Source organism: Acidimicrobiales bacterium (genome assembly GCA_036399815.1).
In the GTDB taxonomy this organism is placed as follows: Bacteria; Actinomycetota; Acidimicrobiia; order Acidimicrobiales; family DASWMK01; genus DASWMK01.
Genome location: DASWMK010000092.1, coordinates 1 through 15,417, shown reverse-complemented (window position 1 = coordinate 15,417; position 15,417 = coordinate 1). Strand labels below are relative to the sequence as shown.

14 protein-coding genes are annotated in these 15,417 nt (G+C 75.0%); 5 read left to right on the top strand and 9 right to left on the bottom strand.

The window, feature by feature from the left end; translation table 11 throughout:
• Window positions 1-169 precede the first annotated feature (169 nt).
• From VGB14_06685 to VGB14_06675, 3 genes are read right to left on the bottom strand one after another with little or no spacing between them, the layout of a single operon-like run.
• Window positions 170-652 carry a sterol desaturase family protein gene (locus VGB14_06685; GenBank protein HEX9992595.1) on the bottom strand — a complete coding sequence of 161 codons (483 nt, stop codon included), beginning with the start codon at window positions 650-652 and terminating at the stop codon, window positions 170-172.
• The gene (locus VGB14_06680) at window positions 649-981 is read right to left on the bottom strand and encodes a lycopene cyclase domain-containing protein (GenBank protein ID HEX9992594.1); all 333 of its coding nucleotides are present in this window, start codon (window positions 979-981) and stop codon (window positions 649-651) included. Before VGB14_06680 ends, VGB14_06685 begins: the two co-directional genes overlap by 4 nt.
• Window positions 981-1,292, bottom strand: a complete 312-nt coding sequence (locus VGB14_06675) for a lycopene cyclase domain-containing protein (protein HEX9992593.1) — start codon at window positions 1,290-1,292, stop codon at window positions 981-983. The genes VGB14_06680 and VGB14_06675 overlap by 1 nt, the downstream gene beginning before the upstream one ends.
• 114 nt (window positions 1,293-1,406) lie before the next feature.
• Between VGB14_06675 and VGB14_06670 the strand changes: the two genes are divergently transcribed.
• Window positions 1,407-6,500 carry a PAS domain S-box protein gene (locus VGB14_06670; GenBank protein ID HEX9992592.1) on the top strand — a complete coding sequence of 1,698 codons (5,094 nt, stop codon included), beginning with the start codon at window positions 1,407-1,409 and terminating at the stop codon, window positions 6,498-6,500.
• Window positions 6,490-6,972 (top strand): hypothetical protein, encoded by a 483-nt coding sequence (locus tag VGB14_06665; GenBank protein ID HEX9992591.1) that lies wholly within the window; start codon window positions 6,490-6,492, stop codon window positions 6,970-6,972. Before VGB14_06670 ends, VGB14_06665 begins: the two co-directional genes overlap by 11 nt.
• On the opposite strand, the gene VGB14_06660 is transcribed toward VGB14_06665, so the two are convergent.
• Together VGB14_06660 and VGB14_06655 are read right to left on the bottom strand one after the other, a co-directional pair.
• The gene (locus VGB14_06660) at window positions 6,953-7,612 is read right to left on the bottom strand and encodes an alpha/beta fold hydrolase (protein ID HEX9992590.1); all 660 of its coding nucleotides are present in this window, start codon (window positions 7,610-7,612) and stop codon (window positions 6,953-6,955) included. The genes VGB14_06665 and VGB14_06660 overlap by 20 nt on opposite strands.
• A complete protein-coding gene (locus tag VGB14_06655; protein HEX9992589.1) occupies window positions 7,609-8,532 on the bottom strand; it encodes an alpha/beta hydrolase in 924 nt (307 codons plus the stop codon). The genes VGB14_06660 and VGB14_06655 overlap by 4 nt, the downstream gene beginning before the upstream one ends.
• Window positions 8,533-8,659: 127 nt before the next feature.
• On the opposite strand from VGB14_06655, the gene VGB14_06650 reads away from it, so the two are divergent.
• Window positions 8,660-10,900: an MMPL family transporter gene (locus VGB14_06650; GenBank protein ID HEX9992588.1), complete on the top strand. Its 2,241-nt coding sequence runs from the start codon at window positions 8,660-8,662 to the stop codon at window positions 10,898-10,900.
• The gene (locus VGB14_06645; protein HEX9992587.1) at window positions 10,897-11,529 is read left to right on the top strand and encodes a TetR/AcrR family transcriptional regulator; all 633 of its coding nucleotides are present in this window, start codon (window positions 10,897-10,899) and stop codon (window positions 11,527-11,529) included. The genes VGB14_06650 and VGB14_06645 overlap by 4 nt, the downstream gene beginning before the upstream one ends.
• Here the strand turns inward: VGB14_06645 and VGB14_06640 are convergent.
• On the bottom strand, window positions 11,526-11,765 hold the full coding sequence (locus VGB14_06640; GenBank protein HEX9992586.1) for a hypothetical protein: 240 nt from the start codon (window positions 11,763-11,765) through the stop codon (window positions 11,526-11,528). The two genes, VGB14_06645 and VGB14_06640, sit on opposite strands and share 4 nt — an antisense overlap.
• On the opposite strand from VGB14_06640, the gene VGB14_06635 reads away from it, so the two are divergent.
• Window positions 11,764-12,900 (top strand): hypothetical protein, encoded by a 1,137-nt coding sequence (locus VGB14_06635; protein ID HEX9992585.1) that lies wholly within the window; start codon window positions 11,764-11,766, stop codon window positions 12,898-12,900. The two genes, VGB14_06640 and VGB14_06635, sit on opposite strands and share 2 nt — an antisense overlap.
• Here the strand turns inward: VGB14_06635 and VGB14_06630 are convergent.
• The 3 genes from VGB14_06630 to VGB14_06620 form a co-directional block, all read right to left on the bottom strand.
• Complete coding sequence (locus tag VGB14_06630) at window positions 12,897-14,138, bottom strand: alpha/beta hydrolase (GenBank protein ID HEX9992584.1); 1,242 nt, start codon at window positions 14,136-14,138, stop codon at window positions 12,897-12,899. The two genes, VGB14_06635 and VGB14_06630, sit on opposite strands and share 4 nt — an antisense overlap.
• A 37-nt stretch (window positions 14,139-14,175) precedes the next feature.
• Window positions 14,176-14,673, bottom strand: a complete 498-nt coding sequence (locus VGB14_06625) for an Rrf2 family transcriptional regulator (GenBank protein ID HEX9992583.1) — start codon at window positions 14,671-14,673, stop codon at window positions 14,176-14,178.
• Between the two features lie 82 nt (window positions 14,674-14,755).
• On the bottom strand, window positions 14,756-15,400 hold the full coding sequence (locus VGB14_06620; protein HEX9992582.1) for a hypothetical protein: 645 nt from the start codon (window positions 15,398-15,400) through the stop codon (window positions 14,756-14,758).
• Window positions 15,401-15,417: the final 17 nt, after the last annotated feature.

The window sequence follows — 15,417 nt, the reverse complement described above, 5'->3', positions numbered from 1 at the left end:
ACGACGGCGGGGCGCCGTGCACCCTGTCGCTCTGGGACGTTGCCGAGGCGGCGAGCGCCTGGGCGTGGACCGGCCCGCACGCCGAGGTCGTCGGGCGCAGCCGGGCCGAGGGGTGGCTGGCCGAGGCGCTGTTCGCCCGGTTCGCCGTCGCCGTCGCCGTCGCCGTCGACTAGTTGGGGACGGCCGCCCCCCGCTCGAACGGCGACCGGGACGTCCGCGCCGCCCGCTCCCGCAGGTCGGCCGGGACCCAGGGCAGCAGCATCCCGTACGGCTCGCCGCCGAAGAGGTGGTGCACCCGGTGGGCGTCGGCCAGGCGGTCGAGCAGCGCCCAGCGGGCCCGCAGCGCGGGGAGGCGGCGGTGGACGTACAGGTCGTGGACGAACACGTACGCCGCCCCGTACGCCGTCACGCCGGCGCCGACCGGGACCAGCGCGCCGAGCCCGCCGAAGGCCGTCCCCGCGGCCATGGCGGCCACCGTGACGAGCGCGAACGTCAGCGGGTAGAGGTCGTTGCGCTCGAAGCGGCCCTGCCGGCGCTGGTGGTGGCTGCGGTGCCAGCCGATGCCGGGCCCGTGCATCAGGAAGCGGTGGGCCAGGTAGGTGACCCCCTCCATCCCGACGAAGGCCACGGCGGCGAGCAGCACGGCGGTCACGCCCCGCCCACGGTACCGGTCCACCGGCCCCGGTCGTCGAGCCGGCGCCACCGGGAGATCACCCAGGTGAGCAGCGCCCAGCCGAACAGGTAGTCCTCGACGGGGATGTCCCACGGGAACCGCCACCCGGTCACCTGGTCGGGGTCGTAGCGCACGATCGGCGCGCTCAGCTTGGTCAGCCACCCGTCGACGGCGACCATGAACGCCACGCAGACGGCGATGGCCAGCCAGTAGGGCCGGCTCCGGAACAGCCCGTCCCGCCAGACCGCCACCTCGGCCCCCGCGACGGCGACGACGGCGGCGACCGCCAGCACCGTGTACTCGGGCATCAGCGGCGCAGCAGCCGGGCGACGGTGGCGTAGGTGAGCACCGCGCAAGCAGGGACGACGACGAAGAACGCCAACTCTTCGACCGGTACCCCGAAGGGCGCTCGCCACCCCGTGGTGTAGGCGCGGCTAAACGACCAGTGGTCCCTGCCGATGGCAACGACGTCCCAGCAGAAGAAGGCGACGAGCGGGAGCGCCAGCGCCCGGCCGAACCGCCGTGGGCGCCGCCACACGCGGGCCCCGAACACGAACTCGAGGGGAAGGGTGAGGGCGGCGCACGCTCCAAGGAGCAACAGGTACTGGAGACGGTCCATGCGGCCGCGCGCACTCTAACGGCGTGACGTGATCGACCCCCGCCCGGAGCTGCAGCGGTCGGCGTCCCGCGCGCGGGGCCGTCGTACGCTGCTGGCCGTGGTCGGGGGGGAAGGGTGACGGCGGACGTGGGCCCCGCGCCGCACCCGCTCGTCGGCCTCGGGACCGACGTCCTGGCCGTCGCCGACCGGTCGGGACGGGTGCGCTACGTCAGCCCGTCGGTCGAGCAGCTGCTGGGCTACACGCCGTCGGAGTACAGCCGGCTCGGGTGGCTGGAGCTGGTCCACCCCGACGACACCGCGGTGGCCGTCGAGGCCCGCTCCGCCGTCCGCTCCCGCTACCGGGCCGAGGCGCGGTGCGAGATCCGCCTCCAGCACCGGGACGGCAGCTGGCGCTGGGTGCAGGTCACCGGGACGAACCTGCTCGACGACCCCGAGGTCGGCGGGGTCATCACGAGCATCAGGGACGTGTCCGGCAAGCGGGCCGTCGAGCAGGCCGTGCACGCCAGCGAGGAGCGCTACCGGGCCCTCGCCCGCCACGGGTCCGACGCCGTGCTCGTCACCGACCCGAGCGGGCTGATCACCTGGGCCGGACCGTCGCTCGAGCGCCTGACCGGGTCGCCGCCGGAGGCGTGGGCCGGCACCGTGTGGTTCGACGGGGTCCACCCCGACGAGCAGGCGCTCGCCGTCGAGACGCTCACGTCGGCGGTGCTCGGGCGGTCGCCGGCGGTGGCCGAGATCCGCCTCCGCCACGCCGAGCAGTCGTGGCGGTGGGTCGAGTGCACGGTCGCCAACATGCTCGACGACCCGAACATCGGCGGCATGGTCGTCAACCTCCGCGACGTCACCGAGCGGCGCCAGGCCGGCGACGACCTCCGGGACACCGAGGAGCGCTTCCGGGTCCTCGTCAGCCAGTCGAGCGACATCGTCTTCATCTCCGACCGGGACGGGCGGGTGACCTTCGTCAGCCCGTCCATCCGGGCCGTGCTCGGCTACGACCCCGAGGAGGTCCTCGGCCGGCCGGAGGCCGACCTCGTCCACCCCGACGACCGGCCCCACCAGCTGGCGGCCGCGGCCGAGGTCCGCTCCCAGCCCGGGCTGACGTTCCGGGCCGAGATCCGCGTCCGCCACACCGACGGGTCGTGGCGGTGGGTGGAGGTCTCGGGGGTGAACCTGCTCGACAACCCGGCCGTCGCCGGCGTGGTCGTGACGGCCAGGGACGTCACCGAGCGGCGCCACGCCGAGGACGCGCTGCGGGCCAGCGAGGAGCGGTGGCGGGCCCTGCTGGCCCACGCCGCCGACGCCGTCGTCGTCCACGACGCCGAGGACCGGGTGATCGACGCCAGCGAGTCGGTGTCGTCGGTGCTGGGCATCGACCGGTCCGAGCTGGCCGTCGAGGGCCTCGTGGCCCGCGCCCACCCCGACGACGTCGACGCCTTCCGGGCCGTCGCCGCCGCGGCCAGGGCCGACCCCGGCCGGCCGGTGCCGTTCCTCGTGCGGGGCCGCCACGGCGACGGCACCTGGCGGTGGCTGGAGGGCACGGTCACGAGCCTCGTCGACAACCCGGCGGTGCGCGGGGTGGTGACGAACGTGCGGGACGTCACCGAGCGGCGGCACGCCGAGGAGGCGCTGCGGGCCAGCGAGGACCGCTTCCGCGCCTTCGCCCAGAACGCCTCCGACACCATGCTGATCGTCGACGGCGACCTCGTCATCACCTACGCCACCGGGTCGGTCGAGGAGGTCTTCGGTCACCGCCCGGCCGACCTGGTCGGACGGCCCGGGCTCGAGCTGGTCCACCCCGACGACCGCGAGAAGACGGCGAACGCGGTCACCGGGACGGGCGACCGGCCGATGACGGGGGAGCTGCGGGTCCGCCACGCCGCCGGGGGCTGGCGCTGGGTGGAGGTCACGGCGAGGGACCTGCGGGCCAACCCGAACGTCGGCGGCTACGTCGTCAACCTGCGCGACGTCACGTCCCGGCGGGTGGCCGAGGAGGCCGTGCGGGCCAGCGAGGCCCGCTTCCGCGCGCTGGTCCAGAACGCGTCGGACCCCGTCCTCATCTTCGACGAGACCGGCCGGGTGACCTGGGCGAGCCCGGCCGGCGAGTCGCTGTTCGGGCTGGGCACGTCGGACATGATCGGCCGCACCCCGCTCGACCTCGTGCACCCCGACGACGCCGGCGCCGTCCTCGACGGGCTGGCCCACGCCGTCGCCCGGCCCGACGAGGTCGTGCTGCTGAAGGGCAGGGTGCAGCGACCGGACGGCACCGTCCGCTGGGTGGAGGCGACCGCCTCGAACCTGCTCGAGGACCCCTACGTCGGCGGCGTCGTCGGCAACTTCCGCGACGTCACCGAGCGGGTAGCCGTCGAGGAGGCCATGCGGGCCAGCGAGGAGCGGTTCCGGGCGCTGGTGCAGAACTCCTCGGACATCGTCGCCGTCATGGACGCCGACGGGACCGTCACCTACATCAGCCCGGGGATCACGTCGGTGCTCGGCTGGGAGCCCGACCAGGCCCTCGGCCGCCCCGCCTACCAGCTCGGCCACCCCGACGACGAGGCCACCAGCAGGGCCAAGTTCGAGCGGGCGCTCGCCAACCCCGGCGAGGTGGTGGTCGGCGAGGGCCGGGCCATGCACCGGGACGGGTCGTGGCGGTGGCTGGAGGCGACGCTCCAGAACCGGCTCGACGACCCGGCCGTCGCCGGCGTGGTCGGCAACTTCAGGGACATCACCGAGCGGCGCCGGGCCGAGGCCGCCCTGCGGGCCAGCGAGGAGCGCTTCCGGTCCCTCGTCCAGCACTCCCACGACGTCGTCCAGATCATGGGCGCCGACGGGCGCATCAGCTGGGTCAGCCCGGCCGTCCGCAACCTGCTCGGCGTGGAGCCGGCGGCGATGGTCGGCACCTACCCGATCGACGGCACGCACCCCGAGGACCGGCGGGCCGCGCTCGACGTGTTCCGCTCGGTGCGGGACCGGCCGGGCGCCTCGCAGCGGATCGAGACCCGGCTGCGCCACGCCGACGGGTCGTGGCGGTGGGTCGACTCGATCGTCACCAACCGCCTCGACGACCCCGGCATCCGCGGCGTCGTCGCCAACTACCGCGACATCACCGACCGCAAGGCCGCCGAGCACGCCCTCCAGGAGAGCGAGGAGCTGTTCCGGTCGCTCGCCGCCTCGTCGCCGACCGGCATCTTCCGCCTCGACCCGGCCGGCGGGTGCACGTACGTCAACGAGCGGTGGCAGGAGATCACGGGCTGCCGCTTCGACGAGGTGGAGGGCGACGCCTGGCGGAGCCTCGTCCACCCCGAGGACCGCGAGCGGCTCGAGGCGGCGCTGGCGACCGCCCTGTCGGCGAGCACCGCCCTCTCCGAGCAGTTCCGCCTCGACACCCGGGACGGGATGCGGTGGGTGCGGGTCCACACCGAGCCCGTCCTCGACGACGGCGACGAGCCCGCCGGCCACGTCGGCAACATGGAGGACATCACCGCCGAGGTCGCGGCCAAGCGGGACATGTCCCGGCTGACCGACATCCTCGAGGCCACGAGCGACCTCGTCGGCGTGAGCGACCGCGAGGGCCGGCTCCTCTACCTGAACGCCGCCGCCCGGCGGTTCTTCGGGATCGCGCCCGACGCCGGCTTCGAGGGGCTCGACCTGCGGGAGCGGGTGCCGTCCTGGGCGCTCGACGTGTTCGCCCGCGAGGCGGTGCCGGCGCTGCGCACGAACGGCATCTGGAGCGGCGAGCTGGCGGTCATGCGGGGCGAGGAGACGGTGCCGGTGTCGGCCCTGTTCCTCGTGCACCGGGACGCCGACGGCCGCATCGAGTTCGTCTCGAGCGTCACCCGGGACATCAGCGAGCGCAAGGCGTTCGAGGCGAGGCTGGAGCACCAGGCCACCCACGACCCCCTCACCGGGCTGCCCAACCGCACCCTGCTCCTCGACCGCCTGGAGATGGCGCTGGCCCGGGCCAAGCGCCTGGGGTCGGCGGTGGCCGTGCTGTTCCTCGACCTCGACCACTTCAAGGTCGTGAACGACAGCCTGGGCCACGGGCTCGGCGACCGCCTGCTCGTCGCCATCTCCCGCCGGCTCCAGGGCACGCTCCGCCCCGGCGACACCGTCGCCCGCTTCGGCGGCGACGAGTTCGTCATCCTCTGCGAGGAGATCGACCGGGAGGAGGACGCCGTCGCCATCGCCGAGCGGGTCGACCGGGTCGTGAGCGGGCCGTTCGTCGTCGACGACGCCGAGGTGTTCGTGACCGTCAGCGTCGGCATCGCCTTCTCGACCCCGCCGGGGTCGGGCGGCCGGGGCGCGCCGCCGTCGGACCCCGAGGCGCTGATCCGCGACGCCGACGCGGCCATGTACCGGGCCAAGGCCAGGGGGCGGGCCCGCTACGAGGTGTTCGACGCGGCCATGCGAGAGCGGGCCGTGGAGCGCCTCGACATCGAGGGCGCCCTGCGCCGGGCCCTCGACCGCCACGAGCTGCGGCTGTACTTCCAGCCGGCGGTGTCGGTCGGCGACGGGCGGGTGTGGGGCTTCGAGGCGCTGCTGCGCTGGGAGCACCCGGAGCGGGGGATCCTGCTGCCGGGCGAGTTCCTGGCCGTCGCCGAGGAGACCGGGCTGATCGTGCCGATCGGCGACTGGGTGCTGCACCAGGCGTGCTCGCAGGCGGCCCGCTGGCACGAGGACCACCCCGACCGGCCGCTCACCGTCGCCGTCAACCTGTCGTCCCGCCAGCTGACCCACCCGAGCCTCGTCGACGACGTGCGGGGGGTGCTCGCCCTCACCGGGCTCGACCCGTCGACCGTCGTCCTCGAGATCACCGAGAGCGCGCTGATGGACGACGTGTCGGCCACCGAGGCCGCCCTGCGGGCGCTGAAGGGGCTCGGCGTCCGGCTCGCCGTCGACGACTTCGGCACCGGCTACTCGTCGCTCAGCTACCTGCGCCGCTTCCCGGTCGACGTGCTGAAGGTCGACCGCGTCTTCGTGGCAGGACTTGGCCAGAACCCCGAGGACTCGGCCATCGTGACGGCCGTGATCACCCTCGCCCACACCCTCGGCCTGTCGGCCGTCGCCGAGGGCGTCGAGACCCCCGGGCAGCTGGCCGAGCTGCGCCACCTGCACTGCGACTACGCCCAGGGCTTCCACCTGGCCCGGCCGGTGCCGGCCGCGGCCGTCGACGAGCTCCTCGCCACCTTCCCCCGACGGCTTGCTCCTTGACCCGCCCCTGTGGGCCGTCGTCGTCGCCGACGTCGCCGGCTGGGGAGCGTGGAGCGCGGCGGTCGGGTGGTGGGCGGCCAGCCGGCCGGCGTCGCGCTTCGCCGCCGACTCGCGCCTGACCAGGTTGCGCCCGTTCGAGGCCGGCGGCGCCTGGTACGAGCGCCACCTGGCCATCCGGCGGTGGAAGGACCGCACGCCGGAGGCCGGCGACCTGTTCCCCGGCGGCCTGTCGAAGCGGTCGCTGCCCGGCCGGGGCCGGGCCGGGCTGGAGCGGTTCGCGGCGGAGACCCGCCGGGCCGAGGTCGTGCACTGGCTGGTGCCGCTGGCCGCCGTGCCCATGGCGGCCTGGAACCCCTGGCCGCTGGAGCTGACGATGGTGGCCTACGCGGTGCTGGCCAACGTCCCCTGCCTGCTCATCCAGCGCTACAACCGGGCGAGGATCGAGGCCATCCTCAGCCGGCGTAGCGCCTGAGCGCCTGCGGGAGCGGCTCCTCGACGACGCCGGGCTCGGACGCCACGGCGACGAGCCAGTCGGGGCGGCCGACGGCCGAGACGCAGATCGGGCTCTCGAGGTCGGAGCGGAGGAGGGCGAGGCGGGCGAAGCTCGTGGCGTAGTCGGGCGGGCGGACGTCCCGGCTGAGCTCGGCGAGGGCGTAGGGGTCGGGCGGGACCGAGCCGTCGGGCGCCGGGCCGGGGAAGGCCGGTGCCGGGGAGGACGGGCCGGGGCCGCCACCGGTCAGGCCGGGGCCGTCGGTGACGACCGCGCCGCGCACGAGCGCCGGGCGGGCCCCGGCCACCAGCAGGGCCACGTAGCCGCCAAGCCCCCGGCCGACGACCGTCGACGGGCCGAGGTGGGCGAGCGCGGCGTCCGCGTCGGCCATCAGCACCTCGGCCGTGTACCCGCCGCCGGCCGGCACGGTGGACGCCCCGTGCCCGGTGAAGTCGAGGCCGACGACCGGGCCGGGCCAGGCGGCCAGGTGGCGGGGCAGGGCGCCGGGGGTGCGCTCGCCGAGGCCGTGGAGGAGGAGCAGCGGGTGGCCGCCGTCGCCGTCCCGCAGCCGGTGCAGCGCCAGGCGGACGTGGGCGTGGCGGACGAAGGTCGGGCCGCTCACCCGAGGAACCCCAGCACGAGGTCGGCGATGCGGTGCGGGTGCTCGATGTGGACGAAGTGGCCGCTGTCGTCGAGGGTCTCGAAGCGGGCGCCGGGCGGCAGGTAGGGGACGACGTCGTCGGGCCTGGTCCCCCAGCCCATGTTCTCGGGCACGAGGCCGAGCACGCCGAGGAACGGCATGGGCAGGCCGGGCAGGCGCAGCAGCGACCACTCGGGGCGCCAGGGCCCGAACCCGCCGAAGCGCAGGACGGGGTCGATCTTCCAGCGCCACCCGTCGGCGTCCCGGCGGGCGCCGATCCCGACGAGGTAGCGCAGCCAGTCGAGCGGCAGCCGGGGGTTCATCCGGCCCCGCCGCACGGCCAGCTCGTCGACGGTGCCGGGCCGGCGGACGAGGTCGGCCGAGCGGCGGCGGTGGTCGAGCCAGCCCTCGAGCTCGCCGGCCAGCAGCCGGGTGCGCTCCCGGTCGGGCACGTCGGGCGGCATGCGCTTGGAGGGCAGCCCGTCGAGGTTGACCAGGTGGCTGACGCGGTGGGGGAAGGCGTCGGCCAGCTGGATCATGAGCCCGCCGCCCTTCGAGTGGCCGACGACGGGGACCGGCGTGGTCGCCACCGTGTCGAGCACGGCCAGCCCGTCGCGGACGTCGGCCTCCCAGCTGTAGAGCGCGGCGTGCTCGGAGTCGCCGTGGCCCCGCTGGTCCCAGGCGACCACCCGCCGGCCGCCGGCGGCCAGCAGCGGGGCGAACACGTCGAAGGTGCCGGCGAAGTCGAACCCGCCGTGGACGAGGAGCATGGGCGGGGCGTCCTCGGCGCCCCACACGTGGACGGCCAGGCGGAGCCCGGACGAGACGACCGTCCGCGTCCGGTCGGGGCGGCGGGCGCCCGGGAAGGCGGGCGGGTCGTCGAGCGCTGGCGCGGTCGCCATGGGCGGAGCGTAAGGGCCGTGCCAACCGCCACGCCCGTCCTGTGACCGCTGTCTCTGGACATACCCACCCGGCCGGCCGGATGCTAACGACGGTAACGTAACACTGTTAGCAACGAGGGAGGCCCCCATGCTGGAGGCGATCGGACGGCTGGTGACGGCGAGGCGGCGGCTCGTGCTGGTCGTCGCCCTGGTGGCCTTCGCCGTCGCCGGCGCGCTGGGCGGCGGGGTGGCCGAGCGGCTGTCGTCGGGCGGGTTCGAGGACCCGGGCGCCGAGTCGACCAGGGCCGAGGACCTGCTGCGCGACCACTTCGGCACGGGCACGCCGAACGTCGTGCTGCTGGTGACCGCCGACGGCGGCTCCGTCGACGACCCGGCCGTCGCCGCCGCCGGCCAGGCGCTCACCGAGGAGCTGGCGGCCCAGCCCGGCGTGGCCGAGGTGGCGTCGTACTGGAGCCTCGGCAACGTGCCGCCGCTGCGCAACGAGGACGGCGACCGGGCGCTGGTCGTCGGCCGCATCGAGGGCGACGAGGACGAGGTCGACGAGCGCATCGCCGAGATCTCGCCCCGCTTCGCGAGGGACGACGGGACGGTGACCGTCGAGGTCGGCGGGTTCGCCGAGGTGTTCCGCCAGGTCGGCACGACCATCGAGGAGGACCTGCGCCGGGCGGAGATGATCGCCCTGCCCGTCACCCTCCTGCTGCTGATCGTCGTGTTCGGCAGCGTCGTCGCCGCCGCCCTGCCGCTCGCCGTCGGCGCCCTCGCCGTGGTCGGGACCATGCTCGTGCTGTCGGCCCTGGCCGCCGTCACCCAGGTCTCCATCTTCTCGCTGAACCTCACGACGGCGATGGGCCTCGGCCTGGCCATCGACTACAGCCTGTTCGTGGTCTCCCGGTTCCGGGAGGAGCTGCGGCGGGGCGCGGCGCCCGACGACGCCGTGCGCACCACCGTCCGCACGGCCGGCCGCACGGTCGCCTTCAGCGCCCTCACCGTGGCCGCCTCGCTGTCGGCCCTGCTCGTGTTCCCGCTCGCCTTCCTGCGCTCGTTCGCCTACGCGGGCGTGGCCGTCGCCCTGATCGCGGCCGTCGCCGCCGTCGTCGTGCTGCCTGCCATCCTCGCCCTGCTCGGGCGCCGGGTCGACGCGCTCACGCTCTGGCACCGGCGCACGCCGGCCGAGGGCGAGGGCATGTGGCACCGGCTGGCCGTCGCCGTCATGCGCCGGCCGCTGCCCATCGCGACCGCGGTGGTGGTCGTGCTGCTCGTGCTGGGCGGGCCGTTCCTGCGCATCGACTTCGGCCTGCCCGACGACCGGGTGCTCCCGGCGGACGCGTCGTCCCACCAGGTGTCCCAGGTGCTGCGGGACGAGTTCGCCTCCGAGGAGGCGACGGCCCTGTCCGTCGTCGCCCCCGGCGCCGGCGACCCGGCCGCCGCCACGGGCGAGATCGACGCCTACGCCGCCCGCCTGTCGGCCATCCCCGGCGTGGCCAGGGTCGACGCCGTGACCGGGTCGTACATCCTCGGCCGGCGGGTCATCGAGGGCGGCCCGGCCAGCGCCCGGTTCGCGGCCGACGAGGGCACGTGGCTGTCGGTCGTGCCGAACGTCGAGGCCTACTCCGACGAGGGCGAGGACCTGGTGCGGGCCGTGCGGGCCACCGACGCCCCGTTCGAGGTGCTGGTGGCCGGCCCGTCGGCCCAGCTGGTCGACTCGAAGGCGTCGCTGTTCGGCCGCCTGCCCCTCGCCGTCGCCGTCATCGCCGTGGTGACGTTCGTGCTGCTGTTCCTGCTGTTCGGGAGCGTGCTCGTCCCGGTCAAGGCCCTCGTCCTCAACGTGCTCAGCCTGAGCGCCACGTTCGGCGCCATGGTGTGGGTCTTCCAGGATGGCAACCTGTCCGGCGTGCTCGACTTCACGCCGACGGGCACCGTCGACACCACGACGCCGATCCTCATGTTCTGCATCGCCTTCGGGCTCTCCATGGACTACGAGGTGTTCCTCCTCAGCCGCATCAAGGAGGAGCACGACCGCACCGGCGACGACGCCGGCTCGGTCGCCCTCGGCCTGGAGCGCACCGGCCGGATCGTGACGGCCGCGGCCGTGCTCATCGCCGTGGTGCTCGTGGCCTTCGCCACCTCCCGGGTCACGTTCATCAAGCTGTTCGGCCTCGGCCTCACGCTGGCCGTGCTGATGGACGCCTTCCTCATCCGGGCGACCCTGGTCCCGGCGTTCATGCGCCTCGCCGGCCGGGCCAACTGGTGGGCGCCGGCCTCGCTGCGCCGCATCCACGACCGCTTCGGGCTGCGGGAGTCGGCCGGGGAGCCGGCGCCCGCCGCCCCGCACGAGGAGGAGCCGGTGCTGGTCGGCTCGGGACGATGACCACCGCCGCCCCCCGCCGGGCCCGCGCCCGGCGGGGGGAGGGCGAGCGGCTGCGGGAGGAGATCCTCGCCGCCGCCGAGCGGCTGCTGCTCGAGACCGGCTCCGAGGAGGCGGTCTCGATCCGCGCCGTGGCCGCGGCCGTCGGCGTGACCCCGCCGTCCATCTACCGGCACTTCGCCGACAAGAACCACCTGCTGTTCGAGGTGTGCGCCGTCCAGATGGCCCGCCTGGGCGAGCACCTGCGGTCGGCCATGGCCGAGGTCGACGACCCGGTGGTCGCCCTCGGGGTGATGGGCGAGGCGTACGTCCGCTTCGGGGTCGAGCACCCGGAGCACTACCGGATCATGTTCATGGGCCGCTCGGACCTGACCCCCGAGCAGTACGCCGACGAGCTGCTCGTCGAGACCAGCCCGTTCGCCATGCTCGTCGCCATGTGCCAGCGGGCCGTCGACGCCGGCGCCACCCGCCACCGCGACGCCTTCCGCGTCGCCCTCGTGCTCTGGTCGGCGGTCCACGGGCTGACCTCGCTGCTGGTGGCCAAGCCCAACCTCCCCTGGCCCGACGTCGACGTGCTCGTGCACGACCTGCTCGACGTCGTCGTCGGCGGAGAGTTCCCGACCCCCGGCTAACCTCGCCCCATCGGCCCGGCGACCGCACCCCCCCTCACCTCGCGCGTCCGCGCCCGGGCCCGCACCGCGCTCCGGCGCCGGGCCCGCGGCCACCGCCAGCTGCTGGCCGGGTCGGCCGTCCTGGTCGCCGGGGCCGCCGTCCAGGCCGTCACCGGCTCGCTGTTCTGGCTGATCGCGGCGAGGACGGGGACGAGCACCGAGGTCGGGCACGCCTCGGCCCTGTTCACCTCGGTCATGTTCGTGAACTACCTGGTGGGGCTGGGCCTGCCCGTCGCCCTCGCCCGCTACGCGCCCGACCGCAGCCGCTCGTCGGACGTCATCTTCACCTGGGGGGTCGTGGCGACGGTGGCCAGCTCGCTGGCCGGGTCGCTGCTGTACCTGTGGGTGGTGTCGCCCCCGGCCGCCGACGTGCTGACCGAGGGCGGCTGGTGGGCGGGCGCCGGCCTGTTCTGGGTGATGGTGCTCGGCGCCGCGCTGTCGATGGTCGTCGACGTCCGGCTGATGACGGCCAGGCGCTGGAACCTCGTGCTGGCCCGGATGGTCGTCGTCGGCTTCATCCGCATCCCGCTGCTCGCCGTGCCGATCCCCGACACCGGCCGGGAGCTGTGGCTGTTCCTGCTGGCCGCGGCGCCGACGGCGGTGTCGGGGCTGGTCGGCGTGCCGCTGCTGCGGCCGCTCGTCGGCGCCCGGCTGCGCCTGTCCCCGAGCCCCGAGACGGCGAGGGCCGCGGCCCGCTACTCCCTCGTCAACTGGCTGTCGACCCTGGCCTACGGCGCCCCGTACTTCGCGCTGCCGGTCATCGTGCTCGTGCACGTGACGCCGTCGACCAACGCCAGCTTCTACGTCGCCTGGAGCATCACCCAGGTGGCGTTCTACGTGCCGTCGGCCATCGGCCAGGCCCTGCTCGCCGAGGGGGGCAAGGACGGCGCCCAGGTGCACGCGCAGGTCCGGCTGGCGCTCGCCCTGGCCGTCGGCCTGATGGCGGCGGCGTCGGTCGCCGCGCTGGTGGCCCGGTCGCTCGTCGTCACCGTGTACGGCGCCGAGTACTCCGAGGCGGCCAGGATCCTCCCCGTGCTCATGGCCGCGGGCGTGCCGTGGGCGGTGAGCTCGCTGTACCTCACCGAGGTGCGGGTGCGGCACCGCCACGTCGCCACCGTCGCCATCACCGCGGCGCTCACCCTCGCCATCGTGGGGCCGGCGCTCATCACGGTGCCGGGCCGCGGGGTGGACGGGGCGATGTGGTCGTGGCTCGGCGGGAACGCCCTGGCCGCGGCCGTCGCCGCCGTCGCCGTGCGGCTCAGCCGCCTCAACCGGGCCGACGCCCCGCCCGAGGTGGCCGGCGCCGCCGCCCTGGTCGGGGCGGGCCGCTAGGCCGTCAGCTGGTCCGCCGTCTCGGCCTCGGTCGGGCGGCGGCCCCGGGCGTGCTCCTCGTGGACGTGGTGGAGGAACCGCTCGACGGCCTCGATGACCCGGGCGGTGCGGAACGACGGGAACACCTCGAAGGCGTGCTGCGCGCCCTGCATCTCGGCGTAGAGCACGGGCGAGCGGGAGACGGCCCGCAGGGCCTCGACGAAGGACCGGGCGTCGGCCACCGGCGCGAGGGTGTCGCCGTCGCCGTGCACGACGAGGAACGGCGGCGCATGGGGATGGAGGCGGCTGAGCGGCGACGCCTTCTCGTAGGCCTCCGGCTCGTCCTCGATGAAGGCCTTCATCACGTGCTTGCGCAGGAACTCGTGGACGAACCACGGGTCCCAGGTGCCGAAGCGGTTGGTGAAGTCGTAGACGCCGTAGAACGGCACGGCGGCCTGCACCGACGTGTCGGCCTGCTCGAAGCCGGGCTGGTACTCGGGGTCGTTCGCCGTGAGGGCGACGAGCGCGGCGAGGTGGCCGCCGGCCGACCCGCCGGTGACGGCCACGAAGCCGGGGTCGCCGCCGTGCTCGTGGGCGTGCTCGCGGATCCAGGCGACGGCCCGCTTGAGGTCGACGAGGTGGTCGGGGAACGTGGCGTGGGGGCTGAGGCGGTAGTTGGCGTTGAACCCGACCCAGCCGTTGGCGGCCAGGTGGGTGAGGAGGGGGATGCCCTGCTCGCGCTTGTCGCCGAGGACCCAGGCCCCGCCGTGCACCTGGAGGACGCACGGCCGCCCGCCGCCGCCGTTCCGGGGCCGGTACACGTCGAGCTTCAGCACCCGCCCGCCCGCCTTCGCGTAGGGGAGGTCACGGGTGCGCTGCACCTCGCGCCGGCGGACGGCGACGGGGACGAGCAGCTGGGCCCTGGGGTAGCGGGGGGCGCCGGTGGTGTCGAGGTCCTCGAGGTTGCGGCGCAGGCCGACGGTCGTGCGGAGCGACCGCAGGCCGAGCACGGCGAGCCCGGCCGCCGACCCGAGCGCGGTGCCGAGGCCCAGCCACCCCGCCCACCCGTCGAGCGCCCCGGCCGCCACCAGCACGGCCGTCAGGACGAGGAGGCCGGCGAGGTGGTGGAAGGCCAGCTCGATCGTGAACCAGGCCGCGAGGAAGCTCGGCACGAGCGAGAACCGCCCGCGCCGGGGCACGAGGGCGTTGACCGTCCACACGGCCGACCAGACCCCGAGCGCGAGCAGCCACCACCGCACCCTCCGAGTCTGCCCGGGCCGCGCCCGGCGAGCCGCGTCAGCGGCGCTTGCGGGCGACCTTGTCGAACCAGGTGCTCAGCTCGGTCATGGCGCCGGGCCTGGCCTGGAGGCGCTCGCAGATCACCAGGTCCTCGATCGTGGTCGAGCGCAGCGCGGTGCGCCAGGCCGAGTCGGCCCGGTCCATCGTCGCGGCCACGCAGCACGCCTTCAGGCAGCCGGGGCCGGCGGACGGGACCGCGCCCTGCCGCCGGATCTCCGTGCAGCGGAACGCGGGCTCGGGGCCCTCGACGGCCTCGACGACGTCGAGGACGGTGATCTCGTTGGCAGGGCGGGCCAGGCGGTAACCGCCCCTGGGGCCGGGCTGGGAGGTGATCAGCCCGGCCCGCGACATGAGTTGCAGGTGCTTGGCCAGGTAGGGAGCGGGCACGCCGTGCAGCTCGGCCAGCTGGGCACCGGGGAGCGACTGGCCAGACGGCAGCATGGCCAAGGTCATGGTGCAGTGGATGCACCACTCCACGCCTTCGGACATCCGCATGCGTTCGGCTCCGGATCGAAGCCCTAGCGACCGAGCAGCACCAGGCCGCGCCCCGGGCCGGGCCCGGACGCGCGGCCGGCCGTCATCGCAGGGAGCCCTCCGACGCCCGGTCGATGCCCAGGGTGGCCAGCAGGTCCTCGTGGAGCTCGAACCACACGGTGTGGTACGAGGGCACCATCGGGTCGGCCACGTACGCCGTCTCGCCGGCCTGCACCCGCTCGAGGGCAGCGGCGAAGCGCTCCCCGTAGACGCGGTAGCGGTCGAGGGCGGCGGTCAGCTCGGCGAACACCGGACGGGCCTGCTCGTCCAGGGCGACGAGCCGGTCGATGACGGCCTTGTCGTAGTCGGGGTCGTCATGGTCGTTCAGCACCTGGCCGACCGGGTCCTTCAGCTGCCAGGCCGTGCAGATCTCGAGCAGGTCGCCGTTCATGGCGAGGAACTTGCGGTAGCCGGCGTAGACGGCGTCGCGGGCACCGGTCGCCTCGAGCTCGGCGGTGAGCAGCTGCTGGTGGGCCTGGCGGCCCGGCGGCAGCAGGGCGTAGCCGGCGATGCGGCCCTCCCGCTTGACGACGAGGCCGTCGGCCGCCGCCGCCGCCAGGATGGCGTCCGCCTCGGCCGCGTCGAGGCCGGCGATGTCGGCGACGGCCGCCGCTGACGCGATCGGCCGCAGGCGGAGGCCGTGCAGGGCCAAGAGCTTGGGGTCGGACCGGTAGGCGGTGGCGGTCATGACGGGGAACCTCCGTT